A 25,786-nucleotide genomic window follows, 5' to 3' on the forward strand; every position below is an offset into this window, starting at 1 on the left:
ATCTTCCGGTGCCGCCGTCCGGCGTGGCATCGTCGCCGCGTAAGCGGCAGCGCCGGCTCACGGGGTGGGGTGAGGACGCCGGCGTACGTCGTGCTGCCTGCTCCTGTATGTCATGCCCATGCCTGAACCTCGCGTCCTCGTGGGGCGGTGCCGCCCGTACCGACCACGAGAACGCAGAGGCAGACATGTCCTTGCTCAGAGACGTCGGCAGACGCCGGCGTCGGATCCGCTCCGCCCTCACCCGGGCCACCGGTGCGACGGCGCTCATCACCGCGTCCGCCGTGCTCACCGGCCTGGTCCAGGCGCCACCCGCCGTCGCGGAGACCACCCCAGAGGTCGACGACGGCCTCTACCGGAACAGCATCGGCGAGGACCGGCGCCTCGACCGCTGCCTCACCGGCGTCGCCCTCCACTTCGGCGGCGGCCAGATGAAGGCCAAGGCCATCGAGGGCCTCACCGGCACCGAGGAACAGCTCCGCACCGTCGTCGGCGACCTCGGCTGGCTCGGCTACGGCCCCCTCGGCCAGGCGCGCGACGCCGACGAGGAGGCCGGTGGCGCCTACGCCACGGCCGTCTACGACCGCAACATGGCCCTGGAGGCCGCCAACAAGCCGTACGCCGAGTCGGCCTGGGCCAGCGACGACATGGAGTGGCACGTCCCCGAGTTCGGCGAGGACGTCACCCGCTTCACCCTCGTCACCCAGAAGGAGATGGCCTGGCGCCTCGGCTGGGACGGGCACAGCAACGCCGGCCCCGAGGCCGTCGCCCGCGCCCGCGCCGTCGCCGAGGAGAACCGCGGCAAGGACGACTGGCACGACTGGTCCGCCGACTCCATGCTGGACGACAGCGAACTCAAGAACACCGACTGGTGGCGCGGCACCACCGCCAGCGACATCGCCTCCTACCTGCGGCGCGGCGGCTTCGCCACCGAGGCCCCGGCGAAGGACTCGCCCGCCTACCGGGTCGAGGTCGAGGACCTGAAGCAGGCGTGGGCCGCCTGCGACTTCCAGAACCCCGTCGACCCGCGCCGGATGCTCAACGCGCCCGTGATGACCGCCATGGTCGAGTGGGAGCAGGAGTACGCCGGGCAGGCCCCGCAGCGGGCCGTCATCATCCAGGCCGAGGCCGACGCCGCCGCGGCGACCCGCGAGGCCGCCGACGACATGATCGAGGCCATCGGCCTCGCCTGGCGCGCCGAGCAGATCCTCACCTGGCGCAAGTACTGGCAGGACACCCTCGCCGCCGACCCCGACACCATCCTTGGCAAGCCCGACCAGGCGATGTACGACAAGGCGACGGCCGAGCTCGCGAAGCTCCGCTCCGACGCCGCCGCCCTGGTCACCGCGGCCGACGCGCAGGCCGCCAAGGCCGCCACCGCCGCCGGGAAGGCCGCCACCGCGCAGCAGGAGGCATGGTCCTTCGCCGACACCGCCAAGGTGCCGCGCGGCCGGGGCCTCATGTACGCCCAGCAGTCCGTCCAGGTCGCCCGCGCCTCCGCCGCGGCCGCCTCGGCGGCCGCCAAGGCCACCGCGACCGCCCGGTCCGCGACGCACGCGACGATCGCCGACGCGGAGGCGCTGCTCGCCAAGGCGCAGACCGAGTCGAAGGCGATCAGCACCGAGTTCCGCCGGGTCGCCGCCGTCGAGGCCGCCGCCCAGGCGAAGGCCGCCGCCGACAGCGCCGCCGCCAACGCCACGGCCGCCGCCGACGCCGCCGATACGGCCGTCGCCGCCCGCACCACCGCCGAGCAGAAGCGGGACAAGGCGAAGAACGCCGCCGCGACCGCCGCGACCGAGCGGGCCAAGGCGCAGACGGAGAAGGCCACCGCCGTCGCCGAGCGCGCCAAGGCCGCCGCCGAGCGGACCAAGGCCGTCGAGGCGGAGCAGCGCGCCGGTACGCAGAAGACCGCCGCGCAGACCGCCGACACCGCCGCCTCCACCGCGGCCACCGACGCCACGGCCAAGCGGAAGACCGCCGACGACCGGGCGAAGGCCGCCAAGGCGGCCCGGGAGAAGGCGGTCGCCGCCCTCCAGGGCAAGCTCGCCGCCGCCGCCCGCGCCGCCGCCCTGGAGGCCGCCGCCGCGGCGGCCGACGGCACCGCCACCGCCGCCGAGACCCGGGCCGCCGCCACGGCCGCCCGGACCGCCGCCACCCAGGCCGCGGAAGCCGCCGGCGCCGCGCAGACCGCGGCCGACCAGGCCACCACGGCCGCCGTCGGCGCACGGTCCGCCGCCACCACCGCCGAGGGCGCCGCCCGGCGCGCCGAGGCGAGCGCGAGCAAGGCGTGGGAGGGGTACTACACCTCGCTCGGCGCCGCGTCCACGGCCCGCGCCGCCGCCGCGACCGCCCTCGACGCCTCCCAGGACGCCGCCACCCGCGCCGACCTGGCCGACACCGCCTCGCAGAACGCGACCGCGCTGGCGGAGAAGGCCCGACTGGAGTCCGTCGCCGCCCAGGAGGACGCCGACGACGCCGTGAAGTCCGCGGCCGTCGTCGTCGGCCGCGCCTACGCCGCGGGACAGGCCGCCCTGGCCGCCCGTGACGTGGCCCGGGAGGCCGTCACGGCCGGCGCCGAGGCCGTCGCCTCCGGCACGCCGTACCAGGAGAGGGACGCCGCCGCGGCCTTCGCCGTCCTCGTCGGCCAGTCGTCGAAGACCATCGCCGAACAGCAGGCCGCCGCGGCCGAGGCCAAGGCGGCGGAGGCCACCCAGGCCGCCGCCGACGCCCAGGCCGCCGCAGCGCAGGCCCAGGGCGACGCGAAGCTGGCGGCCGAGGCCGCCGCCCGCGCCGCCGCCGACTCGGTCCGGGCCGCCGAGGCCGTCACCCGCGCCCAGACCGCCGCCGCCCGCGCGACCGACGCCCAGGCGGGCGCCAAGACGGCCGCCGAGGCCGCCGCCGGCCACGCCCAGCAGGCCGGGAACGACGCCGCCGGAGCCCGTACGACCGCCGACGAGGCGGGCGACGCCGCGCTGGAGGCCGACCGGGAGGCCACCGACGCCGAACGGCACGCCGCCGAGGCGCGGGAGAAGGCGGGGCGGGCCGGCGAGGCCGCCCAGGACGCCGCGAAGAAGGCGACCGACTCCGAGAAGGCCGCCAAGGACGCCGAGTCCAAGGCGTCCGACGCCACCGGCGACTCCACCGCCGCCGAAGAGGCCGCGAAGAAGGCCGAGCGGGAGCAGCGCGAGAAGAACGAGGCCGCCCACAAGGAGGCCCTCGCCGAAGGCGTCACCCCGATCGAGGGCGGCGCGAACAACTGGCCCAGGCTCGGTGAGAGGGAGGAGAAGATCCTCCTCGACGCCTGCGGCCAGACCTGCGTCGACGACTACCGCGACGGCCTCGCCGCCGTCTCCGTCGACATCGTGGAGTGGGCGACCGAGAACGGCGGCCGGATCCTCTTCGAGCAGCTCGACGCCGCGAAGGTCAAGCAGTGCCTGGCCGGTTCGGACGTCGAGGAGTGCCTCTGGGAGCTCGTCGACATCGCCTCCCACGCGGCGATCGTGGGCCGCATGCCCGCGCTCTCCCAGGCGATCGAGCAGGTCTCCGACGGCGTCCGGACGCTCTTCCGCGACGCCGACGACGCCCTGCGCCGGCTCAACGAGCTGACCTCGGTCATCCGCGAAGCCCGCGAGACCCCGCGCCTGGACCGCTGCCTCACCGGCGTCGCCCTGCACGCGGGCGGAGCGAAGACCAAGGCCAAGGCCATCGAGGGCCTGACCGGCACGGACGCGCAGCTGCGCGCGGTCGTCGGCGACGTCGGCTGGATCAAGCTGATGCCGCTGGGCCTCGCCGGCGACCAGGACAAGCAGGCCGGGTACGGGTACCTGGACACCATCGCGGCCCGCAAGGCGATCCTGGAGGACGCCAACCGGCCGTACGCGATGAGCTCCTTCGACGACGGCATCACCCTGCACGCACCGGAGTTCGGCGCCGACATCCTCGGCTTCACCCACTCCACGCAGGCGAAGCTGATCGACCGCATCGGCTGGGACGGGCACACCAACGCCGGCCCCGAGGCGCTGGCCAAGGCCCGTGAGATCACCGAGCGCAACCTCGGCGAGGACGCCTGGCACGACTGGGCCGCCGACTGGATGCTCCGGGACTCCAACACCGGCAACACCCGCTGGGCCGGCGGCACCACCGCCGCCGACATCGCCACGTACCTGCGTCACGGCGGCTTCCCCGCCGGCAAGGTGACCGAGGACAGCCCCGCCTTCCGCGCCGAGGTCGAGCACCTCAAGCAGGCGTGGGCCACCTGCAACCACGCCGAGCCGGTCGACCCGCGCAACGCCCTCAGCGAGGCCGCCTCGCAGGCGTCCGTCGAGTGGGAGGCCGAGTACGCCGGCCAGGCGGCGCCCCGCGCGGTCATCATGCGCGCGGAGGCCGACGCCGCCGCCGCGACCCGCGCCGCCACCGACAACATGGTGGAGGCCATCGGGCAGGCGTGGCTCGCCGACCAGATCCTGCGCTGGCAGAAGTACTGGCACGACCAGCTGGAGCGCGACCCGGACCACATCCTCAAGCCGAAGAAGGCGCTCTTCGACCGTGCGAACACGGACCTGGCCAAGGCCAGGGGCCGCGTCCAGGCGCTGAAGGCCGCCGCGGCCGAGCAGGCCACCGCCGCCAACGCCGCCTCGGCGCGCGCGGTCACGGCCCAGCAGCAGGCGTGGACCATCGCGGACGCGGCCGAGGTGCCGCGCGGCCGGGGTCTGATGTACGCCCAGCAGTCCGTGCAGGTGGCCCGGGCCTCGGGCGCCGCCGCGACCGCCGCCGCCAAGGCGACGGAGACGGCCCTGAACGCGGCCAACGCCACCGTCTCCACCTCGCAGGCGCTGCTGGCGCTCGCGAAGACCGAGGCGCACGCGGTCAGCACCGAGTTCCGCCGCATCGCCGCCCAGGAGGCCGCCGCCCAGGCGAAGGCCGCCGCCGACAGCGCCGACGCGTACGCCACCTCCGCCGCGAACAACGCGGCCATCGCGAAGAAGGCCAAGGAGGACGCGGCCCGCGAGGAGGAGGAGGCCCGCCAGGCCGCCGCCGACGCGCAGCGGACCCGCGCCGTCGCCGAGCTGGAGCGCGCCAACGCGGCGGCCTACCGGGCCACCGCCGAGCGCGAGCGGGACATCGCCTCGGGCCACGAGGCCGACGCCGTCGCCCAGGGCCGGATCGCGAGCGACGCCCGCGTCTCGGCCGAGGCGTCCGGCACGGTCGCCTCCGACAAGCGGAAGGTCGCCGAACAGGCCGAACGGGACGCCGTCGCCGCCCGCGACGACGCCCTGGAGGCGGAGCAGCGACGCGACTCGCTGGTCGCGAAGGCGGAGGCGCTGGAGGCGCACGCCGCCGCCGTGGACGGTACGGACGCGGCCGAGTCCGCCCGGGCCGCCGCGACCGACGCACGCTCGGCCGCGAACACCGCCACCACGGCGGCCACCAGCGCCCGCTCGTCGGCGAACGCGGCCACGGCCGCCGCCGTGAACGCGCGCGAGGCCGCCACCAAGGCGCAGGGCGCCGCGTCCCGGGCCCGGGCGGCGGCCGACGCCACCTGGGCGTCGTACCTGGTCGCCGCCGGTTCCGCCGCCACCGCGCACGCGAAGGCGGCCGAGGCCATCGACGCCTCCGAGGCGGCGGCGGCCGACGCGAAGGGGGCCAAGGAGGAGGCCGCCAAGGCGAACACGGCGGCCAAGACCGCCAAGACCGAGGCGACGGCCGCACGTGCCGAGGCGCAGCAGACCGCGAACTGGGCGGCGGTGACCGCCGGCAAGGCGCAGGCTGCCGTGGCGTCCTCGCTCGCGGCCCGTGACTCCGCCGCGGCCGTGACCCGGCCGGCGAACGAGGCGATCGCGCTCGGCACGCCGTACCAGCAGGAGGACAGCTCCGCCGCGTTCGCGGTCCTGACGGGGCAGTCGTCCCTGACGGTGGCGCAGCAGCAGGCGGCCGTCGCGGCGGCCACGGCCGGTCTGGCCGAGGAGTTCTCGGCCGAGGCGAAGGCCCTCGCGGCGCAGGCCGCGGCGGACATGAAGCTGGCCCTGGAGGCGTCGGCCGCGGCCGCCGCCGACGCGCTGCGCGCCGCCAAGGCGTACCAGCGGGCGCAGGCATCGGCCAACCAGGCCGCGGCCGACGCCAAGGCCGCGCAGGGCTCGGCCACGCGTGCCGACGGCTACGCGCAGTCGGCCGGTGTCGACGCGATGGCGGCGAACTGGGCGGCGAACGACGCCGAGCAGGACGCGGCGGCGGCCGACAGCGCGGCGACGGAGGCGGAGAAGGATGCCGCCCACGCCCGCCAGGTCGCCACGCAGGCGGAGGCCGACGCGGCCGCCGCCCGCACGGCCGCCGACAAGGCGGAGACCGACGCGACCGCCGCCGAGAAGGCCGCCGAGGGGGCGCGCGACGCCGCCGAGGAGGCCCAGGACGCGGCGGACCGCACGGAGAGCGCCGGCAACACCGAGCAGATCCAGCAGGGTGTCACCACCGGTCTCGGCGGTGTGTGGACGGTCCTCGACCACATCGAGTACATCGGTGAGCCGAAGAACGTCGTCAAGGACAACTGCAACCCGATCATCCACTTCGGCGACTGCACGATCACGGCCGACGTCACGTACAAGTCGCACGTCGACCTGTTCATGTGCGTGGCGGAGCAGGGCTCGTACTCCGGCAGCTGCCCGAAGGCCGACACGGTCTACCTCGGCCCCGACGTGTCCGAGGCGACGACCGAACGGCTCAGCTACACGCTGACGATGGTCGAGTTCAACTCGGGCATCGATCCGATCGACGTGCTCCTGGGCGACTTCATCGGCTGCGCGAAGAAGATCACCCCGGGCCTCTCCGGCGGCAGCTGGGGCGACTGCGCCTGGGCGGCGGGCTGGTTCGTCGCGGGCGCGCTGTTCAAGTCCGCGAAGGCGGCGGTGACGGCGATGGACGCCGCGCTCAAGACGGGCATCGGGTTCACCGACGCCTGGCTGGCGCTGCGCGCCACGGGCATGACCGAGGCCGCCGTCCAGGGCATGGTCTCCAGGATCGTGCGGAAGCTCGACGACGTCTGTGAGCGGGTCGACGGCGCGGCCTCGCGTGCGCAGACCTTCCGGGTCGCGTCCTTCTCCGCCGCGAGCGGGGATCGCACCGGGCCGGGCTGCTGGGTCGGTGGTGTCCAGGGACCGGGCTTCTGGTCCGCGGAGACCGAGAACATGGGCGCCGCCGCCGCCGCTTATCAGCAGCGGGTGACCAACGGTGTGCCGGAGGGCTTCGTCTACAAGCTGAAGATGAAGTACAAGGTGGCCGGCCGCAAGGGCGAGCACGTCAAGCTCGACGGATACCAGAACGGTAAGCTCATCGACGCCAAGTTCTGGGAGAGCGACGGGATCATCGATTCCGCCACCGGCAAGTTCAAGCCGTTCATCACCGCTCCGATCAACGAGGCCAAGGCTCAGGTGGCGGGGGCCAAGGTGGCGGCGGACGTGGACGAATGGGTGCCGATCGTCTACTACGTCAGCAGTGAGAAGGCCGCCGTCGCATTCCGTCACATGGTGGCGGACACCCCGGAGCTCACAGGGAGGATCACCGTCATCCACGTGCCGTGACGGGCACCCCTTCATATCCGGGTCCGAAACCCGGCCCATAATTCGCCGAGTGCCGGCGAGAGACGTTTCCGTGAGGATTCGAGGATGAGTCGTACTTTGTTCGTGCTCCGTTACCGTGACGGGGAGCCGGAACCGCTGGACATGCGGGTCGTCCAGGAGGTGCTGGCGCCCCACGCCACGGAGGGCGGCGACGACGTCCTGGGCGGGGTGCTGCTGCGCACCGCCGAGGGCCACGAGGTCCACGTGGACGTCAACGAGGTCTGTGTGGCCGTCAGCCGCTTTCCCCGCGGTGCGTTCTTCGACGTCCTCGCCGAACTGGTGGTCCGCCTCGGGGCCAGTGTGACCCCGTCGGACGGTCCGGTCCTGCTCCGCGAGGAGGCGGACCGGGCCGGGCTTCCCGCCGAGGCGCGGGAGACCGCGACGGTGGTCGCGATGACCGGTCCCGCGCTGGACGCCGCTCTCAACGGTTCCTGACCGCGAACGAAGGGGGCCTTCCCGGTGCGCAGCGCACCGGGAAGGCCCCCTTTCGTCGTCTCCCGGGTCAGAGCCGGTCGAGCTGGGCCTTCACGACCGCTTCCGGGATCGCCGCCTGCTTCGGGTCCAGCATGTTGACGCCGTAGAAGGCGGCGACGACGCCGCCGGAGCGGACGACCGTGTACGTCATCGGGACCTTCTGCTTCCCGATGTCGCCGGTGATCCGGTACGCCACCGCCTGGTCGCCGAGCTTCGGCGCGGGCAGCTTCTCGACCTTGCCGTAGGTGAGGCCGAGGGTCTTGAAGCCCTGGGGGCAGGCGGTGACGGCGGTGCCGAGTTCGTCCATGACGCGGGCGGCGTTCTCCTCGGAGTGGGAGGCGAGCCACATGGAGCCGACGGTCGCGTCGGTGGCCTTGGCGCCCTGGAGGGAGCGGTGGGCGGTGGCCACCGGGTCGACGTGGGTGAAGCCGCCGATCATGCTGGCCAGCGGCTGGCACTCCTCGCGGTCGGCCTCCATGTTCCGGCCGGCCTCGACCTCCGCCTTGGCGACCCGCTTGGCCTCGAAGCCGGCGACGACGCCCGTGAGGACCGCCTTCTCCAGGGCCGGGGTGTCGAGCGTGCCGAGCTTCCTCGCCTCCGCGGACTCCTTCTCCTGGGCGCTCTGCGTGCTTTTTCCGGAGGGCTTCGGATTCTTTCCCTCGGAATCCGCGGATTCACCGCTGCACGCGGTCGCCAGGAACAGGGCGGGTATCACGGCGGCGAGCGGAAGGGCCGTGCGCAGTTTCATGTTCTTTGTTCTTTCCGGGCGTTCACGTGCGTGCGGTTCGGATCACAAACGAAATGATCTTACCGACGGTAGTGGAGGTACCGGATCACGTTTCGGCTTCAGTCCGCCGCCAGTTCCCCGTGTTCCCGCTGTCCCCGTTGTCCCCGCTGTTCTCGCCGTCCTGCCGTTCCCGTAGTTCCCGCAGTTCCCTTTCCAGGTTCTCCCGCGCCTTCTCCTCCCACACCGCCGCGCCGTACGGGGTGCGGAACAGGCGGGGCAGGTCGAGGAGGCGGCGGAGGATGGTGGCGCGGCCCTCGCGGAAGGTGGCGTCGGGGACGAAGCCGTACTCCTCGCGGACCGCCGCCGCATACCCCCTGTAGGTATCGGGGTCGCTTGCGAGGATCGCCAGGTCCGCGTCGCAGAGGGTCTCGCCGTTGAGGTCGCCGGGGTCGGGGTCGTGGGTGACGGTGAGGCGGACCAGGCGGGCCACCTCCGCGATCTCGTGCGGCGTCAACCCGGCTTCGTTCAGGGCGCGTTCGGCGAGGGCAGCGGAGCGCTCCTCGTTCTCCGAGCGGTCGGGGCGGTAGACGGCGTCGTGGAACCAGGCGGCCAGCCGTACGAGTTCGAGCTCTCCGCCCTCGCCGCCCTGGTCGGCCAGTTCGTCGACGCGGTCGAGGACCGCCCGCAGGTGGGCGACCGTGTGGTAGCGCCGCTGCGGCTCGGCCCAGCGGTCCAGCAGGTTGCGGCCGTACGGGGCGGGGTCGGGGCCCTCCCGGCCGGCGCGGGCGGCGAGCAGGGTGGCGTTCCAGCGCCGGAGGAGGTCGTCGTCGGCCCCGGTCGCGCTGTCCTCGGTTGCGGTGGTCATGGGCGCATTGTGCCTGCACGGCGGTCCGAATCCCGGGCGGAATCCGGCGCTCATCTCGGACTTACATACCCCCCACGGGTATGCTACGGTGCTCCGCGAAGGTACCCCCCAGGGGTATGTGAACGGCCCAGGCCACCGGTCGGCCGCGAGTGAAGGGCAGTGCGATGTCAAACGTCAACCCCCGGCGCTGGTGGGCACTTCTCGTGCTCGCCACCGCCCAGTTCATGGTCATCATGGACACCTCGATCATCGGGGTGGCGCTCCCCGAGATGCAGAAGGACCTCGGCTTCAGCCAGGGCGAGCTCCAGTGGGTCTTCAACGCCTACGTGATCGTCTTCGGCGGTCTGCTGCTCCTCGGCGGACGCCTCTCCGACCTGATCGGGGCCCGCAGGATCTTCGTCACCGGCTGGGCCGTGATGATCGCCGGTTCGGTGCTCGCCGCCGCCGCGCAGACCGCCTGGGTCGAGATCGCCGGCCGTGCCGTGCAGGGCGTCGGCGGCGCGCTCATCGCGCCCTCCGCGATGACCCTCCTGATGATGCTCTTCATGCACGACCCGAAGGAGCTCGGCAAGGCGATGGCGCTGTACGGTGCCGCCGCCCCGGCCGGCGGCACCGCGGGCGTCTTCCTCGGCGGCGTCTTCACCGAGTGGGCCGCCTGGCAGTGGGTCTTCATCATCTACATCCCGATCGGCCTGGCCACCCTCGCCGCCACCAGGCTCCTCCCGGACGTCGAGTCCCGCCGCGGCTCCGTCGACGTCCTCGGCGCCGTCGCCGTCACCGCCGGTCTCGCGCTCGCCGTCTTCGCCGTGGTCCGCGCCCCCGAGGTCGGCTGGGGCGCCACCGCCACCGTCCTCCAGCTGGCCGGCGCCGCCGTCCTCCTGGTCCTCTTCCTCGTGATCCAGAAGTCCGTCCGCGAGCCGCTCATGCCGCTCAGCGTCTGGCGGGTCCCGCGCCTCGGCTCGGCCAACCTGGCGATGACGCTCCTCGGCGCCGCGTGGATCCCGATGTGGTACTTCCTCAACCTGTACCTCCAGCAGGTCCTCGGTTACGGGGCCTTCGCCTCCGGCGCCGCGCTGCTCCCGATGACCGTGCTCCTCATGATCTTCATGACGGCCATCACGTCCCGCCTGATGATGAAGGTCGGCGCCAAGCCGCTGATCGGCGGCGGTCTGCTGGTCCTCGCCGCCGGCCTGGTCTGGCTCGCCGCGGTCCCGCCCACCGGCACCTTCCTCGTCGACGTCCTGCCGGCCTCGCTGGTCGCCGCGCTCGGCATGTCCCTCGCCTACATCCCGGCGATGATCGCCGCGATGTCCGGCGCCCCGCAGGAGCAGGCCGGTCTCGCCTCCGGCATCGTCAACACCACCTACAACGTCGGCTCCGCGCTCGGCCTCGCCGCCCTCACCGCGGTCGCCATGTCGCAGGGCGCCGACCAGCTCGGGAACCTGCCCAAGCTCACCGAGGGCTTCTCGGCCGCCTTCATCGGCGCCGCGGTCATCGCCGCCGTCGGCGGTGTCGTCACCCTCCTGGTGATGAAGGGCGACAAGGCCGCCATGGGCGGCACCGAGAGCGCCTCCGCCCCGCAGGGCGAGAAGGTCTCCGCCTGAGCCGCCCGACCCGCCGGCCCCGCCGGCGGCCGCATGGTCCGAAGGGGCCGCCCGACCCGCCCGACCCGCCGGCCCCGCCGGCGGCCGCATGGTCCGAAGGGGCCGCCCGACGTCCGTCCCGGACGCCGGGCGGCCCCTTTCCGTCCACCGATGGGACTCCCGTGGAACTGAGCACCCGCGCCGTGCACGTCGTCAACGAACCCTTCGGAGAGGGGAGCTGGCCCCTCTCCGTCCCCCTCGTGCAGTCCTCCGCCTTCGCCTTCGACTCCGCCGCCGAACTCGCCGGCGCGATGGCCGACCCCGACGGCCGGTACGTCTACAGCCGCCGCGGCAACCCGACCGTCCGCGCCCTGGAGCAGACCCTCGCGGTCCTGGAGCGGGGCGCGGGCGCGATCGCCTTCGCCTCCGGCATGGGCGCGATCAGCGGTGTCCTGCTCGCGCTGCTGCGGCCCGGCGACCGGGTGGTCGCCCAGCGCTGCCTCTACGGCGGGACGCACGCCGTCCTGTCGGACCTGGCCGGCCGGTACGGGATCGAGGTCGTCCGGATGTCCGGCGACGACCCGGCGGAGTTCGAGGCGGCCGCCGTGCACCCGGCCACCCGGCTCCTCGTCCTGGAGACGATCGCCAACCCCACCGGGCAGGTCGCGGACCTCCCCGGGCTGCTCGCCGCCGCCCGCACCCTCGGGGTGACGAGCATGGTCGACAACTCGCTCGCCTCGCCCGTGCTCTGCCGCCCGCTGGAGCTGGGAGCCGACGTCGTCGTCCACTCCACCACCAAGTACCTCTCCGGCCACTCCGACGTCCTGGGCGGCGCCGCCGTCTTCGCCGACGAGGAGCTGCGCCGCCGCGTCTGGCCCCGCACGGTCGAACTCGGCGCCTGCGCCGACCCGTTCGCGGCCTGGCTCACCCTGCGCGGGATCCCGACGCTGCCCCTGCGGATGCGGGCGCACTGCGCCAACGCCGCCGCCCTCGCCGAGCTGCTCGCGGCCCGCGCCGGCGTCACGGCCGTCCACTACCCGTGGCGCGCGGACCACCCCTCGTACGGGACCGCCCGGAAGGTCCTGGACGGCGGGGGAGGGCTGCTCTCCTTCGAGCTCGCCGGGGGGCGGGAGGCGGGGCGGTCCTTCATCGAGCGGGTGCGGCTCGCGAAGCTCGCGCTCTCGCTCGGCGGCGTGGAGACGCTCGTCGCCCACCCGGCGTCCACCTCGCACCGCGAGCTGGACGCGGACGCCCTCGCCGCCGCGGGGATCGCCCCCGGGCTCGTACGGATGTCCGTCGGCGTCGAGGACGCCGGGGACCTGTGGGCCGACGTCGAACAGGCCCTCGGGTAGGGCGGGTTCGTGCCGTCACCGCCCACCTTCCGGCTTCTTTTGGGTTGACAAAATAAATGACCGATTCGTAGATTGGGTGATGCCAGGAAACGTAGAACTCCTAGGTCAAGGGGGGCGCCTGATGCGCTACTTCGAGGACTTCCGGCCCGGCGACGTCCACGAGCTGGGCACCGTCACCGTCACGGCGGAGGAGGTGCTGGAGTTCGGCAGGCGCTTCGACCCGCAGCCCTTCCACACCGACCCGGAGCGGGCCAGGGACTCGCCGTTCGGCGGCCTGATCGCGAGCGGCTTCCACACCCAGGCGCTCTTCATGCGGCGGTACGTGGACGGCCTGCTCGCGTACAGCGACTGCCTCGGCTCGCCCGGCATCGACGAGGTCCGCTATCTGCGCCCCGTCCGCCCCGGCGACGTCCTCACCGCGCGCGTCGAGGTCCTCGGCGCCACCCCGTCGCCGTTCAATCCCGCCACCGGCACCGTCAAGCCGCGGTGCACGCTCGTGGCCGCCGACGGGACGGCCGTGTTCAGCATGATCCTGCACAGCATCTTCCGCCGGCGCCCCGACGGCACCGAGGCCGCGCATCCGTCGTCGATGCCCGCGGCCGAGGACCCCGTCGGCTGTACGGGCGCCCGGGCCAAGGTCTGTGTCCCGCTCATGACCGCCTGACGGGTCCGTATGCCCGCCAGGCCCTGAACACGGCCGTCCGCACACCCGCTCCCGTGCCGAAGGACATCGCCGGAACACCACCGCGTGTCACCGCACCGGACACCGGACATCAACCGAAGGGGGACCTCCCGTGGAGGCCGTATCCCGCACCGCCCAGTGGACCGCCGCCGCGCGGGCCCTGGAGACCGAGCGCGAGGACCGGCTGTTCGCCGATCCCTACGCGCGCACCGTCGCCGACGAGATCGGCTTCGAGCTGCTGAAGCGCTACGACGGCGGCGGCATCGTGCCGTTCCTCGCCATCCGCACCACCTACCTCGACCGGGCGATCGTCCGGGCCGTCCGCGAGCGCGGCATCCGCCAGGTGGTGTTCCTCGCCGCCGGCATGGACACCCGCTTCCACCGGCTGCCGTGGCCCGACGGCGTCACCGTCTACGAGCTCGACCGGCCCGCCCTCCTGGAGACCAAGGCGGAGATGCTGAAGGACGAGCCGCGGCCCGCCGGGCGCACCCGCGTCGCCGTCCCCGTGGACCTCACCCAGGACTGGACGGGGCCGCTGAAGGAAGCCGGATGGAAGAGCGACGAGCCGGTCCTCTGGGTCGTCGAGGGCCTGCTCTTCTTCCTCCCCGAGCAGGCCGTACGCACCCTGATCGCGACCCTCGCCGCCCACTCCGCGCCCGGCTCGGTCCTCCTCGGCGACGTCATCTCCCGCTCCGCCCTCACCAACCCGCTCGCCCGCGGCTTCATGAAGGCGCTGGAGGAGGACGGCAACCCGTGGCTCTTCGGCACCGAGGAGCCCGAGGCGCTGCTCGCCGAGTGCGGCTGGTCCGTCCGCGAGGTGCGGCAGCCCGGTGAGGAGGGCGCCGACTTCGAGCGCTGGCCCTACCCGGTCCCGGCCCGCACGGTCCCCGGCGTGCCCCGCTCCTTCCTGTTCACGTGCGAGCTGCCGGGCGTGCCCGGACACGACGAGGAGGTGGCCGCGTGAGCGCCCACGAGTTCCACCAGAGGGTCATCGGCGACGCCGGCGCCGCCGTCCGCGGCCTGACCGTCGCGCTCGGCGAGCGCCTGGGCCTCTACCGGGCCCTCGCCGACGGCGGGCCCCTGACCGCGGCCGGGCTGGCCGCGCGCACCGGCACGGACGAGCGGTACGTCGAGGAGTGGCTGCACGCCCAGCTCTCCGCCGGGTACGTCGAGCGGCACCCGAGCTCGCTCACGTACACGCTCCCCTCCGACCACGCCGAGGTGCTGGCCGACCCGAAGGCCGTCACCTTCGCCGCCGGCTTCTTCACCGCGCTGAAGGCGCTGTACGCCACCGAGGACCTGCTGGTCGAGGCGTACCGGACCGGTGACGGCGTCGGCTGGGCCGAGCACGACGCGGCCCTCGACACCGGCATGGGCTCCTTCTTCCAGCCGACGTACGAGCACAAGCTCGTCCCCGACTGGCTGCCCGCCCTCCACGAGGTCACCGGGAAGCTCGGCGCCGGCGGCACCGTCGCCGACGTCGGCTGCGGCGTCGGGCACACCACGCTCCTCATCGCGAAGGCGTTCCCGCAGGCCACCGTCCACGGCTTCGACTACTCCGAGGAGGCCATCGCGATCGCCCGCGAGCTGGCCGAGGAGGCCGGGCTCTCGGACCGGGTCCGCTTCGAGGTCGCCTCCGCCGACGACTACCCGGGCTCCGGCTACGACCTGGTCTGCTTCTTCAACGCCCTGCACGACATGGGCGACCCGGTCGCCGCCGCCCAGCACGTCCACAAGTCGCTGGACGCGGACGGCACCTGGATGCTCGTCGAGTCCAACGTCTCGCCCGGGGACGTCGACACCCAGACGCCCGCGGCCCGCATGTTCATGGCCCTGTCCGCCGTGATGTGCCTGCCGGTCGCGGTCGCGCAGCGCGGCCCGCACGCGCTCGGCAACCACTCGGGCGAGAAGGCGTTCCGGGCGATCGCCGAGGAGGCCGGCTTCACCCGCTGGCGGCGCGCCGCCGAGACCCCCGTGAACGTCGTCTACGAAGTCCGCCCGTAGCCCCCGATCCGAAGGAGCCCGCACCATGGGCGTGACCGCCCCCCTCCCCGTCAGCGACCGGTTCATGGAGGTCCTGAGCCGCCTCAGCGAGCGCTCGGTCGAGGACTACTACAACCCGTACCAGACCTTCCAGTGGCCCGAGACCCTGGAGGAGAACCGTTTCTGGATGACGCCGGAGCTGCTCACCGTCTTCGGTACCGAGCACTACGACCGCCTCGGAGAGGAAACGCTTCAGCGCCTCTCCAAGTGGGAGTCGGTCAACTTCTACAGCCTCAACGTGCACGGCATCCGCGAACTCCTCATCGAGGTCGTCGGCCGCATCCACATGCCCGGCTTCGAGGTGCCCTCCGACTTCTTCCACCACTTCATCGGCGAGGAGAACGAACACATGTGGTTCTTCTCCGAGTTCTGCCGGCGCTACGGCCACAAGATCTACGGCTCCACCGCCATGCGCGCCGACGCCGCCTGGGCACCCGAGGTCGAGAACTTCCTCGTCTTCACCCGGATCCTCTTCTTCGAGGAGCTCGTCGACCACTACAACTCCCGGATGGCGAAGGACACCTCGCTGTGCCACACCATCCGCGAGGTCAACCGCATCCACCACCAGGACGAGTCCCGCCACATCGCCTTCGGCCGCGAGCTGGTCTCCCTGCTGTTCCAGCGGATGTGCGAGGCCGTCCCCGCCGACCGCGTCCGCGAGGTGGAGGCGTACCTCAAGCGGTACGTCGTCTACAGCGTCAACTCCCTCTACAACCCGCACGTGTACAAGGACGCCGGCATCCCCGACCCGCTCGGCCTGCGGAACGCGCTGATCGCCGACCCGGCCCGCCGCGCCCACGAGCGGAAGGCGATCCGCAAGCCGCTCGCCTTCTTCCTGAAGACCGGGATCTTCTCCGACGACACCCTGCCCGTCCTCTGAGAGCACCGGTCCCGCGCACACGGCCGGGGGCCCTCGCTCCAGAGCCCTCACCGTGAGCCCTCACCGAGAGGTGCACCGACCATGACCGTGACCATCCCCGAGACCGTCGGGGCGACCAGGGGCCTGCCGTCCCTGGGGCCGGAGGGGACCCGCCTGCTGCGGCTCCTCGACGACACCTTCGAACGCTGGGGCGTGACCGCGGGCGCCCGCCCGATGACCATGCCCCCGCTGCTGCCCGCCGCCGACCTGGCCCGGCTCGACTACTACGACAACTTCCCCCACCAGGCCGTCCTCGCCGCCCCGCTCGACCTGGAGAAGCGGCTCACCACCCCCTTCGACGGCGACCGCGGCCACTGGCCCGCGGCCTCCCTCGAACCGGCCGGCCTCGGCCTCCCCTCCGCCTCCTGCTACGCCGTCTACCTGGACCACCAGGGCCGGCGGATCGCCGACGACACCCTCGTCACCGTCTGCTCGTGGTGCTTCCGCAAGGAGACCCACTACGAGGGCATGCGCCGGCAGCTCGGCTTCCGCATGCGGGAGATCGTCGCCCTCGGCTCCCGCGAGCACGCCGAGGACCACCTCACCGCCTTCACCGCCCGCGTCGACGCCTTCGCCGAGGCCGTCGGCCTGTCCCTGCGGAAGGAGGCCGCCTGCGACCCCTTCTTCGACAAGGGCGGCTCCAAGGCCCTCCTCCAGCGGCTCACCCCGGTGAAGTACGAGTTCCTGTACGAGGACCTGGCGATCGCCTCGGTCAACACGCACCGGAACTTCTTCGGCGAGCGCTGCGCCATCACGCTCGCCTCCACCGGCGGCCCGGCCTTCACCAGCTGCGTCGCCTTCGGCCTCGAACGCTGGCTGTCCGCGCTGACCCGCCGCCACGGCGGCTGGGAGGCGGCGACCCGGGCGGTCCTGGACGCGGCCGGGCCGGTGATCTGACGTGCCGGCCCGTCCCGTCGCCCCGCCGGCGGGCGGCCTGGGCTGGGCGAACCTCGGCATGGACATCGTGTCCGTCACCCGTGTCCGCCGGCTCCTCGACCAGTACGGGGAGCGCTTCTTCGCACGGATGCTCACCCCCGGCGAACTCGCCGACTGCCGCACCTCCACCGGGCTCGACGTACTGAGCCTGTGCGGACGGATCGCGGCCAAGGAAGCGGCCTTCAAGACCTTACGGGTCAGGGGCAGGTTCCTGCCCTGGCCGGACATCGTGGTGCGGCGCTCCGAGGGCGGCTGGCCGCTCGTCGAACTGCACGGCTCCGCCGCCGAGATGGCCGCCGGCTCCGGCATCGCCGAGATCACCGTGTCCATCAGCCACGACGTGGACTACGCGGTGGCGGTCGCCGCCCCGATCATCGCCCACACCCCACCCACGCACACGAGTTGAGGAGTTCCCCCATGGCCGACGGCCTGCAGCAGGTCAAGAACTGGATCCTGGAGCGCCACCCCGAGCGCCAGGACATCGCCCCCGACCTCGACCTCATCGAGAACCGGCTCATCGACTCCCTGTCCTTCGTCGAGTTCGTCTTCCTGCTCGAACAGGAGAGCGGCGTCTCCATCCAGATGGAGACCCTGGAGGTCGACGCCATCCGCACCCTCGGCGCCATCGAGCGGCACTTCTTCGCGAACGCCGGGACCGGGGCGGTGCAGGCATGAGCGGCCGCCTCTTCACCTCGGAGTCCGTGACCGAGGGCCACCCCGACAAGATCGCCGACCGGATCAGCGACACCGTCCTCGACGCCCTCCTCGCCCAGGACCCCCAGGCCCGCGTGGCCGTCGAGACCCTGATCACCACCGGCCAGGTCCACATCGCCGGCGAGGTCACCACCACCGCCTACGCCCCCATCGCCCAGCTGGTCCGGGACGCCATCCTCGACATCGGCTACGACTCCTCCGCCAAGGGCTTCGACGGCGCCTCCTGCGGCGTCTCCGTCTCCCTCGGCGCCCAGTCCCCCGACATCGCGCGGGGCGTCGACACCGCCTACGAGTCCCGGGTCGACGGCGCGGACGACGAGCTCGCCGCCCAGGGCGCCGGCGACCAGGGCCTCATGTTCGGCTACGCCTGCGACGACACCGCCGAGCTGATGCCGCTGCCGATCGCCCTCGCGCACCGCCTCGCCCGCCGCCTGACCGAGGTCCGCAAGGACGGCACCGTGCCCTACCTGCGCCCCGACGGCAAGACGCAGGTCACCGTCGAGTACGACGGCGACCGCCCGGTCCGCCTCGACACCGTCGTGGTCTCCTCGCAGCACGCCGCCGACATCTCCGTCGACGGCCTGCTCACCCCCGACATCCGCGAGTACGTCGTCGAGCACGTCCTCAAAGAACTCGTCGAGGAGGGCGTGACCCTGGAGTCCGACGGCTACCGCCTCCTCGTCAACCCCACCGGCCGCTTCGAGGTCGGCGGCCCCATGGGCGACGCGGGCCTCACCGGCCGGAAGATCATCATCGACACGTACGGCGGCATGGCCCGCCACGGCGGCGGCGCCTTCTCCGGCAAGGACCCGTCGAAGGTCGACCGCAGCGCCGCCTACGCGATGCGCTGGGTCGCCAAGAACGTCGTCGCCGCCGGACTCGCCCGCCGGTGCGAGGTGCAGGTCGCCTACGCGATCGGCAAGGCGGAGCCGGTCGGCCTCTTCGTCGAGACCTTCGGCACCGAGACCGTCCCCGTCGACCGGATCCAGGCCGCCGTCACCCAGGTCTTCGACCTGCGTCCGGCCGCGATCGTCCGCGACCTGGACCTCAAGCGGCCGGTGTACGCGCAGACCGCCGCGTACGGCCACTTCGGCCGCGAGCTCCCCGACTTCACCTGGGAGCGCACCGACCGGGCCGGCGCCCTCAAGACGGCGGCGGGGGTCTGACGGAGATGCGCATCGCTGTCACTGGTTCCATCGCGACCGACCATCTGATGACCTTCCCCGGCCGCTTCGGCGAGCAGCTGCTCGCCGACCGGCTGGACCGGGTCTCCCTGTCGTTCCTCGCCGACAGCCTGGAGGTCAGGCGCGGCGGAGTGGCAGCGAACATCGCCTTCGGACTCGGGACGCTCGGCCTGCGCCCGGTCCTCGTGGGCGCGGTCGGCGCCGACTTCGAGCCGTACCGGGTCCGGCTCAAGGACCACGGCGTCGACACCGACGCGGTGCGGGTCAGCGACTCCCTGCACACCGCCCGCTTCGTCTGCACCACCGACCGGGACCAGAACCAGATCGCCACCTTCTACGCGGGCGCGATGGCCGAGGCGCGCGAGATCGACCTGAGGGACGTCGTCGCCCGCACCGGCCGCCTGGATCTGGTCCTGGTCTCCCCGGACGACCCCGAGGCGATGCTCCGGCACACCCGCGCCTGCCGCGAGCTCGGAATCCCCTTCGCCGCCGACCCCTCGCAGCAGCTGGCGCGGCTCGACGGGGCAGCGGTGCGGGAGCTGGTGGACGGGGCCCGGTTCCTGTTCACCAACGAGTACGAGACCGCCCTGCTGCTGGAGAAGACCGGCCGGACGGAGGCGGAGGTGCTGCGCCGCGTCGGAGCCTGGGTCACCACCCACGGCGAGGCCGGCGTACGGATCCGGGGCGAGGGCCGCGACCCGCTGGCCGTCCCCGCCGTCCCCGTCCCCGCCGTGGTGGACCCGACCGGCGTCGGCGACGCCTTCCGGGCCGGATTCCTCGCCGGGACCCTGTGGGGCGTCCCCGAGCGGCGCGCCGCCGAGCTGGGGTGCGCCGTCGCCTCGGCCGTCCTCGGGACCGTCGGCACCCAGGAGTACCGGCTCGACCGGGGGCCGCTGCTCGACCGGATCCGCACCGCCTACGGGCCCGGCTGCGCGGCCACCCTCGTCCCGCACCTGAGGGGGCCGGTATGAGGCCCGCACCTGAGGGGGCCGGTGTGAGGCCGTCGCTGCGGGAGGAGTTCGCCCGGCGGGTCGTCGTCGCCGACGGCGCCATGGGCACCATGCTCCAGGCCGCCGACCCGTCCCTGGACGACTTCACCGGCCTGGAGGGCTGCAACGAGGTCCTGAACCTCACCCGCCCCGATCTGGTCGCCGCCGTCCACCGGGAGTACTTCGCGGCGGGCGTCGACTGCGTCGAGACCAACACCTTCGGCGCCAACCTGGCCGCGCTCGCCGAGTACGGCATCGAGCACCGCGTCCACGAGCTGTCGGAGGCCGGCGCCCGGGTGGCCCGCGAGGTCGCCGACGCCTGCACCGCCGAGGACGGCAGGCCCCGCTGGGTCCTCGGCTCCCTCGGCCCCGGCACCAAGCTGCCGACCCTCGGGCACGTCGGGTACGGCGCCCTGCGCGACGCCTTCCGGCGGAACGCCGAGGGCCTGCTCCAGGGCGGCGCCGACGCCCTCCTGATCGAGACCTCCCAGGACCTGCTCCAGACGAAGGCGGCCGTCGTCGGCGCCCGCCGCGCCCTGGACGGGGCCGGCCTCGACCTCCCGGTCATCGTCCAGGTGACCGTGGAGACCACCGGCACCATGCTCCTCGGCTCCGAGATCGGGGCCGCCCTGACGGCCCTGGAGCCGCTGGGCATCGACATGATCGGTCTCAACTGCGCCACCGGACCGGCGGAGATGGCCGAGCACCTGCGCCACCTCTCCCGGCACGCCCGGATCCCGCTCTCGGTGATGCCCAACGCGGGCCTGCCCGTCCTCACCTCGGACGGCGCCCACTACCCCCTGTCGCCGGAGGAACTGGCCGACGCGCAGGAGGAGTTCGTCCGGACCTACGGGCCCGCGCTGGTCGGCGGCTGCTGCGGCACCACCCCGGAGCACCTCCGGGTCATGGTGGACCGGGTCCGGGGCGCGGCCGTCCTGGAGCGGCGTCCGGTCCCCGAGCCGGGCGCCGCTTCGCTCTACGCCCACGTGCCGTTCCGGCAGGACGCCTCGTACCTGGCGATCGGGGAGCGGACGAACGCGAACGGGTCGAAGAAGTTCCGCGAGGCCATGCTGGAGGGCCGCTGGGACGACTGCGTCGAGCTGGCCCGGGACCAGATCCGCGAGGGCGCGCACATGCTCGACCTGTGCGTGGACTACGTGGGCCGGGACGGCGTCGCCGACATGGAGGAGCTGGCGGGCCGCTTCGCGACCGCCTCCACCCTCCCGATCGTCCTCGACTCCACCGAGGTGGACGTCCTGCGGGCGGGGCTGGAGAAGCTGGGCGGCAGGGCGGTCGTCAACTCCGTCAACTACGAGGACGGCGACGGGCCCGACTCCCGCTTCGCGAAGGTCGCGGCGCTGGCCCGGGAGCACGGCGCCGCGCTGATGGCGCTGACCATCGACGAGGAGGGCCAGGCCCGGACGGCGGAGAAGAAGGTCGAGATCGCGGAGCGCCTGATCGCCGACCTCACCGGCAATTGGGGCATCCGCGAGTCGGACATCCTCATCGACACCCTGACCTTCACCATCTGCACCGGCCAGGAGGAGTCCCGGGGGGACGGCGTCGCGACGATCGAGGCGATCCGCGAGCTGAAGCGCCGCCATCCCGACGTGCAGACGACGCTCGGCCTGTCCAACATCTCCTTCGGCCTCAACCCGGCGGCCCGGCTCGTCCTCAACTCGGTCTTCCTCGACGAGTGCGTCAAGGCCGGCCTGGACTCGGCCATCGTCCACGCCTCCAAGATCCTGCCCATCGCCCGGCTCGAACCCGAGCAGGTCGAGGTGGCGCTCGACCTCGTCCACGACCGCCGGCGCGAGGGCTACGACCCGCTCCAGCGGCTCCTGGAGCTCTTCGAGGGCGCGACCACCCAGTCGCTGCGGGCCGGAAAGGCCGAGGAGCTGGCGGCGCTGCCGCTGGAGGAGCGCCTCAAGCGGCGGATCGTCGACGGCGAGAAGAACGGCCTGGAGGCGGACCTCGACGAGGCGCTGGCGCTGCGGCCGGCCCTGGAGATCGTCAACGAGGTGCTGCTCGACGGGATGAAGACGGTCGGCGAGCTGTTCGGCTCGGGCCAGATGCAGCTGCCGTTCGTGCTCCAGTCCGCCGAGGTCATGAAGACCGCGGTGGCCCATCTGGAACCGCACATGGAGAAGTCGGACTCCGAGGGCAAGGGCACGATCGTGCTCGCCACCGTCCGCGGCGACGTCCACGACATCGGCAAGAACCTCGTCGACATCATCCTCTCCAACAACGGCTACAACGTCGTCAACATCGGCATCAAGCAGCCCGTCTCCGCGATCCTGGAAGCGGCAGAGGAGCACAGGGCGGACGTCATCGGCATGTCCGGCCTCCTCGTGAAGTCCACCGTGATCATGAAGGAGAACCTGGAGGAACTGAACGGGCGCGGACTCGCCGAACGCTTCCCCGTCATCCTCGGCGGCGCCGCCCTGACCAGGGCCTACGTCGAACAGGACCTCCACGAGCTGTACCGGGGCGAGGTCCGCTACGCCCGCGACGCCTTCGAGGGCCTGCGCCTCATGGACGCCCTGATGGCGGTGAAGCGGGGCGTCCCCGGAGCCGTGCTCCCCGCCCTGAAACAGCGGCGGGTCCCGAAGCGGGAGACCCCCCTGGAGGTGCGGGAGCCGGAGCCCGCCGGCCGCTCGGACGTCGCCGCCGACAACCCCGTACCCGAACCCCCCTTCCTCGGCACGAAGGTCGTCACCGGCATCCCGCTGGCCGACTACGCGCCCTGGCTGGACGAGACGGCGCTCTTCAAGGGCCAGTGGGGGCTCAAGGACTCCGGGACGGTCGAGACGGAGGGCCGGCCCCGGCTGCGCGCCCTCCTCGACCGGGTCGCGCGCGAGGACCTGGTGGAGGCGGCCGTCGTGTACGGCTGGTTCCCCTGCGTGTCCAAGGGCGACGACCTGATCGTCCTGGACGAGGACGGAGGCGAGCGGACCCGCTTCACCTTCCCCCGCCAGCAGCGGGGCCGCCGCCTCTGTCTCGCCGACTTCCACCGCGCCGAGGACTCCGGGGAGATCGACACCGTCGCCCTCCAGGTGGTGACGGTCGGCTCGCGCATCGGGGAGGAGACCGCCCGCCTCTTCGCCGCCGACGCCTACCGCGACTACCTCGAACTCCACGGCCTGTCCGTGCAGTTGGCCGAAGCCCTCGCCGAGTACTGGCACGCCCGGGTGCGCGCCGAATGGGGCATCGGCGCCGCCGACCCGGCCGGCCTCGACGGCATGCTCCGCACCGAGTACCAGGGCTGCCGCTACTCCCTCGGCTACCCCGCCTGCCCCGACCTGGAGGACCGCGCCAAGATCGCCGCCCTGCTGCGGCCGGAGCGGATCGGCGTCGAGCTGTCGGAGGAGTACCAGCTCCACCCCGAGCAGTCCACGGACGCCCTCGTCGTCCACCACCCGGAGGCGAGCTACTTCAACGCGGGAGGCCGCAGATGACCCCCACGTTCTCCTTCGAGTTCTTCCCGCCGAAGACCGACCGGGGCGAGCGGACGCTCTGGGACGCGGTCCGGCGCGTGGAGGCGCTGAAGCCGGACTTCGTCTCGGTCACGTACGGCGCCGGCGGGTCCTCCCGGGACCGCACCGTCGGGGTCACCCAGCGGATCGCCGCCGAGACCACCCTCCGGCCCGTCGCCCACCTCACCGCCGTCGGCCACTCGGTCGCCGAACTCCGGGCGATCGTCGGCGCCTACGCCGACGCGGGCGTCCGGGACGTCCTCGTCCTGCGCGGCGACCCGCCGGGCGACCCGCGCGGCCCGTGGACCGCGCACCCGGACGGCTACCGGTACGCCTACGAGCTGGTCGAACTCGTGCGTTCGCTCGGTGACTTCAGGATCGGCGTCGCCGCCTTCCCCGAGGGGCACCCGCGCTCCGGGGACCCGGAGAGCGACCTCGCGCACTTCGTCGCCAAGTGCAGGGCGGGCGCCGACTACGCCGTCACGCAGATGTTCTTCGACCCGGAGGACTACCTGCGGCTGCGCGACCGGGTCGCCGCCGCCGGCTGCGACACCCCGATCATCCCGGAGATCATGCCGGCCACCGACGTGCGCCAGATCCGCCGCTTCGCGGAACTCTCCGACGCGGCCTTCCCCGAGGACCTGGCCCACCGCCTGGAAGCCGCCAGGGACGACCCGGCGGCCGCGCACCGCGTCGGCGTCGAGCACGCCACCGCCATGGGCCTGCGCCTCCTCGACGAGGGCGCGCCGGGCCTGCACTACATCACGCTCAACAAGTCGACGGCGGCCCTGGAGATCCACCGCACCGTCCTCAGCGCTAGGAGAGTCGCAGCCCATGTCTGAGTTCACCGACTTCAAGGTCGCGGACCTGTCCCTGGCGGCGTTCGGCCGCAAGGAGATCACGCTCGCCGAGCACGAGATGCCCGGCCTGATGGCGATCCGCCGCGAGTACGCCGAGGCCCGCCCGCTGGCCGGCGCCCGCATCACCGGCTCCCTGCACATGACGGTGCAGACCGCCGTCCTGATCGAGACCCTCGTCGCGCTGGGCGCCGAGGTCCGCTGGGTGTCGTGCAACATCTACTCCACCCAGGACCACGCCGCCGCCGCGATCGCCGCCGCCGGCATCCCCGTCTTCGCCTGGAAGGGCGAGACCCTGGAGGAGTACTGGTGGTGCACCGAGCAGGCGCTGACCTGGCCCGGCGCCGACGGGCCGAACATGATCCTGGACGACGGCGGCGACGCCACGCTCCTCGTCCACAAGGGTGTGGAGTACCGGAAGACGGGCGTGCTGCCGGAGGCCGCGAACGAGGAACTGGCCGTCGTCCGCGCCCTGCTGGAGAACAGCCCGCTCGACTGGACCGCGCTCGCCGCCGGGATCCGCGGGGTCACCGAGGAGACCACGACGGGCGTGCACCGCCTGTACGAGATGCACCGGGCGGGCGAGCTGCTGTTCCCGGCGATCAACGTGAACGACGCGGTGACGAAGTCGAAGTTCGACAACAAGTACGGCTGCCGGCACTCCCTGATCGACGGCATCAACCGCGCCACGGACGTCCTGATCGGCGGCAAGACCGCCGTCGTCTGCGGCTACGGCGACGTCGGCAAGGGGTCGGCGGAGTCCCTGCGCGGCCAGGGCGCCCGGGTGATCGTCACCGAGATCGACCCGATCTGCGCGCTCCAGGCGGCGATGGACGGCTACCAGGTGGCCACCCTGGACGACGTGGTGGAGACGGCCGACATCTTCATCACCACGACGGGCAACAAGGACATCGTCATGGCGTCCGACATCGCCCGCATGAAGCACCAGGCGATCGTGGGGAACATCGGCCACTTCGACAACGAGATCGACATGGCCGGCCTGGCCGCCGTGCCGGGGATCGTCAAGGACGAGGTGAAGCCGCAGGTCCACACGTGGACGTTCCCCGACGGCAAGGTGGTGATCGTGCTGTCGGAGGGCCGGCTGCTGAACCTGGGCAACGCCACCGGTCATCCGTCCTTCGTGATGTCGAACTCGTTCGCGGACCAGACCCTGGCCCAGATCGAGCTGTTCACGAAGACGTCCGACTACCCCACGGGGGTGTACACGCTGCCCAAGCACCTGGACGAGAAGGTCGCCCGGCTCCACCTCGACGCGCTCGGCGTGCGGCTGACCGTCCTCAGCGACGACCAGGCCGCCTACCTCGGCGTCCCCGTCGACGGCCCGTACAAGCCCGACCACTACCGCTACTGAGCCCGC

Annotated in this window: 18 protein-coding genes; 16 read left to right on the forward strand and 2 right to left on the reverse strand. The window is 72.9% G+C overall.

The genetic code is table 11. The annotated features are described in order from the left end of the window. The first annotated feature begins 185 nt into the window (after positions 1-185). Both ACIGHB_RS28205 and ACIGHB_RS28210 read left to right on the forward strand, forming a co-directional pair. Positions 186-7,568, forward strand: coding sequence for a hypothetical protein (locus ACIGHB_RS28205; protein ID WP_399916784.1), 7,383 nt, complete (start codon positions 186-188; stop codon positions 7,566-7,568). A gap of 84 nt (positions 7,569-7,652) precedes the next feature. After that, positions 7,653-8,042 carry a hypothetical protein gene (locus ACIGHB_RS28210; RefSeq protein WP_399916786.1) on the forward strand — a complete coding sequence of 130 codons (390 nt, stop codon included), beginning with the start codon at positions 7,653-7,655 and terminating at the stop codon, positions 8,040-8,042. Positions 8,043-8,109: 67 nt separating this feature from the next. Here ACIGHB_RS28210 and ACIGHB_RS28215 read toward each other — a convergent pair whose 3' ends face one another. Both ACIGHB_RS28215 and ACIGHB_RS28220 read right to left on the reverse strand, forming a co-directional pair. Further along, the gene (locus tag ACIGHB_RS28215; RefSeq protein WP_360315315.1) at positions 8,110-8,829 is read right to left on the reverse strand and encodes a hypothetical protein; all 720 of its coding nucleotides are present in this window, start codon (positions 8,827-8,829) and stop codon (positions 8,110-8,112) included. Between the two features lie 85 nt (positions 8,830-8,914). Beyond that, entirely contained in the window at positions 8,915-9,673 is a 759-nt protein-coding gene (locus tag ACIGHB_RS28220; RefSeq protein WP_399916789.1) for a hypothetical protein, read from the reverse strand. Between the two features lie 164 nt (positions 9,674-9,837). On the opposite strand from ACIGHB_RS28220, the gene ACIGHB_RS28225 reads away from it, so the two are divergent. The 14 genes from ACIGHB_RS28225 (at position 9,838) to ahcY (ending at position 25,780) form a co-directional block, all read left to right on the forward strand. Then, entirely contained in the window at positions 9,838-11,277 is a 1,440-nt protein-coding gene (locus ACIGHB_RS28225; RefSeq protein ID WP_399916791.1) for an MFS transporter, read from the forward strand. Positions 11,278-11,438: 161 nt separating this feature from the next. Then, positions 11,439-12,608, forward strand: a complete 1,170-nt coding sequence (locus tag ACIGHB_RS28230) for a trans-sulfuration enzyme family protein (RefSeq protein WP_399916793.1) — start codon at positions 11,439-11,441, stop codon at positions 12,606-12,608. Positions 12,609-12,729: 121 nt separating this feature from the next. After that, positions 12,730-13,272, forward strand: a complete 543-nt coding sequence (locus ACIGHB_RS28235; RefSeq protein WP_360315307.1) for a MaoC family dehydratase — start codon at positions 12,730-12,732, stop codon at positions 13,270-13,272. A 130-nt stretch (positions 13,273-13,402) separates the two neighbouring features. Continuing rightward, entirely contained in the window at positions 13,403-14,254 is an 852-nt protein-coding gene (locus ACIGHB_RS28240; protein ID WP_399916795.1) for a class I SAM-dependent methyltransferase, read from the forward strand. Beyond that, complete coding sequence (locus tag ACIGHB_RS28245; protein ID WP_399916797.1) at positions 14,251-15,294, forward strand: class I SAM-dependent methyltransferase; 1,044 nt, start codon at positions 14,251-14,253, stop codon at positions 15,292-15,294. Before ACIGHB_RS28240 ends, ACIGHB_RS28245 begins: the two co-directional genes overlap by 4 nt. A 25-nt stretch (positions 15,295-15,319) precedes the next feature. Continuing rightward, positions 15,320-16,213, forward strand: a complete 894-nt coding sequence (locus ACIGHB_RS28250; protein ID WP_399916799.1) for a diiron oxygenase — start codon at positions 15,320-15,322, stop codon at positions 16,211-16,213. Positions 16,214-16,294: 81 nt separating this feature from the next. Beyond that, a complete protein-coding gene (locus ACIGHB_RS28255) occupies positions 16,295-17,149 on the forward strand; it encodes a hypothetical protein (protein WP_399916801.1) in 855 nt (284 codons plus the stop codon). A 1-nt stretch (position 17,150) separates the two neighbouring features. Beyond that, complete coding sequence (acpS, locus tag ACIGHB_RS28260) at positions 17,151-17,594, forward strand: holo-ACP synthase (RefSeq protein ID WP_360315297.1); 444 nt, start codon at positions 17,151-17,153, stop codon at positions 17,592-17,594. 11 nt (positions 17,595-17,605) lie between these two features. After that, positions 17,606-17,863, forward strand: coding sequence for an acyl carrier protein (locus ACIGHB_RS28265; protein ID WP_360315295.1), 258 nt, complete (start codon positions 17,606-17,608; stop codon positions 17,861-17,863). Then, positions 17,860-19,068, forward strand: a complete 1,209-nt coding sequence (gene metK, locus ACIGHB_RS28270; protein ID WP_399916804.1) for a methionine adenosyltransferase — start codon at positions 17,860-17,862, stop codon at positions 19,066-19,068. The genes ACIGHB_RS28265 and metK overlap by 4 nt, the downstream gene beginning before the upstream one ends. A gap of 5 nt (positions 19,069-19,073) precedes the next feature. Next, positions 19,074-20,057, forward strand: a complete 984-nt coding sequence (locus ACIGHB_RS28275) for a carbohydrate kinase family protein (RefSeq protein WP_360315291.1) — start codon at positions 19,074-19,076, stop codon at positions 20,055-20,057. Continuing rightward, positions 20,054-23,533 (forward strand): methionine synthase, encoded by a 3,480-nt coding sequence (gene metH, locus ACIGHB_RS28280; protein ID WP_399916806.1) that lies wholly within the window; start codon positions 20,054-20,056, stop codon positions 23,531-23,533. The genes ACIGHB_RS28275 and metH overlap by 4 nt, the downstream gene beginning before the upstream one ends. Beyond that, positions 23,530-24,393: a methylenetetrahydrofolate reductase [NAD(P)H] gene (gene metF, locus ACIGHB_RS28285; RefSeq protein ID WP_399916809.1), complete on the forward strand. Its 864-nt coding sequence runs from the start codon at positions 23,530-23,532 to the stop codon at positions 24,391-24,393. The genes metH and metF overlap by 4 nt, the downstream gene beginning before the upstream one ends. Continuing rightward, positions 24,386-25,780 (forward strand): adenosylhomocysteinase, encoded by a 1,395-nt coding sequence (gene ahcY, locus ACIGHB_RS28290; RefSeq protein WP_360315285.1) that lies wholly within the window; start codon positions 24,386-24,388, stop codon positions 25,778-25,780. Before metF ends, ahcY begins: the two co-directional genes overlap by 8 nt. The last annotated feature ends 6 nt before the right edge of the window (positions 25,781-25,786 follow it).

This window comes from Streptomyces sp. NPDC085460 (assembly GCF_044541975.1).
In the GTDB taxonomy this organism is placed as follows: domain Bacteria; phylum Actinomycetota; class Actinomycetes; order Streptomycetales; family Streptomycetaceae; genus Streptomyces.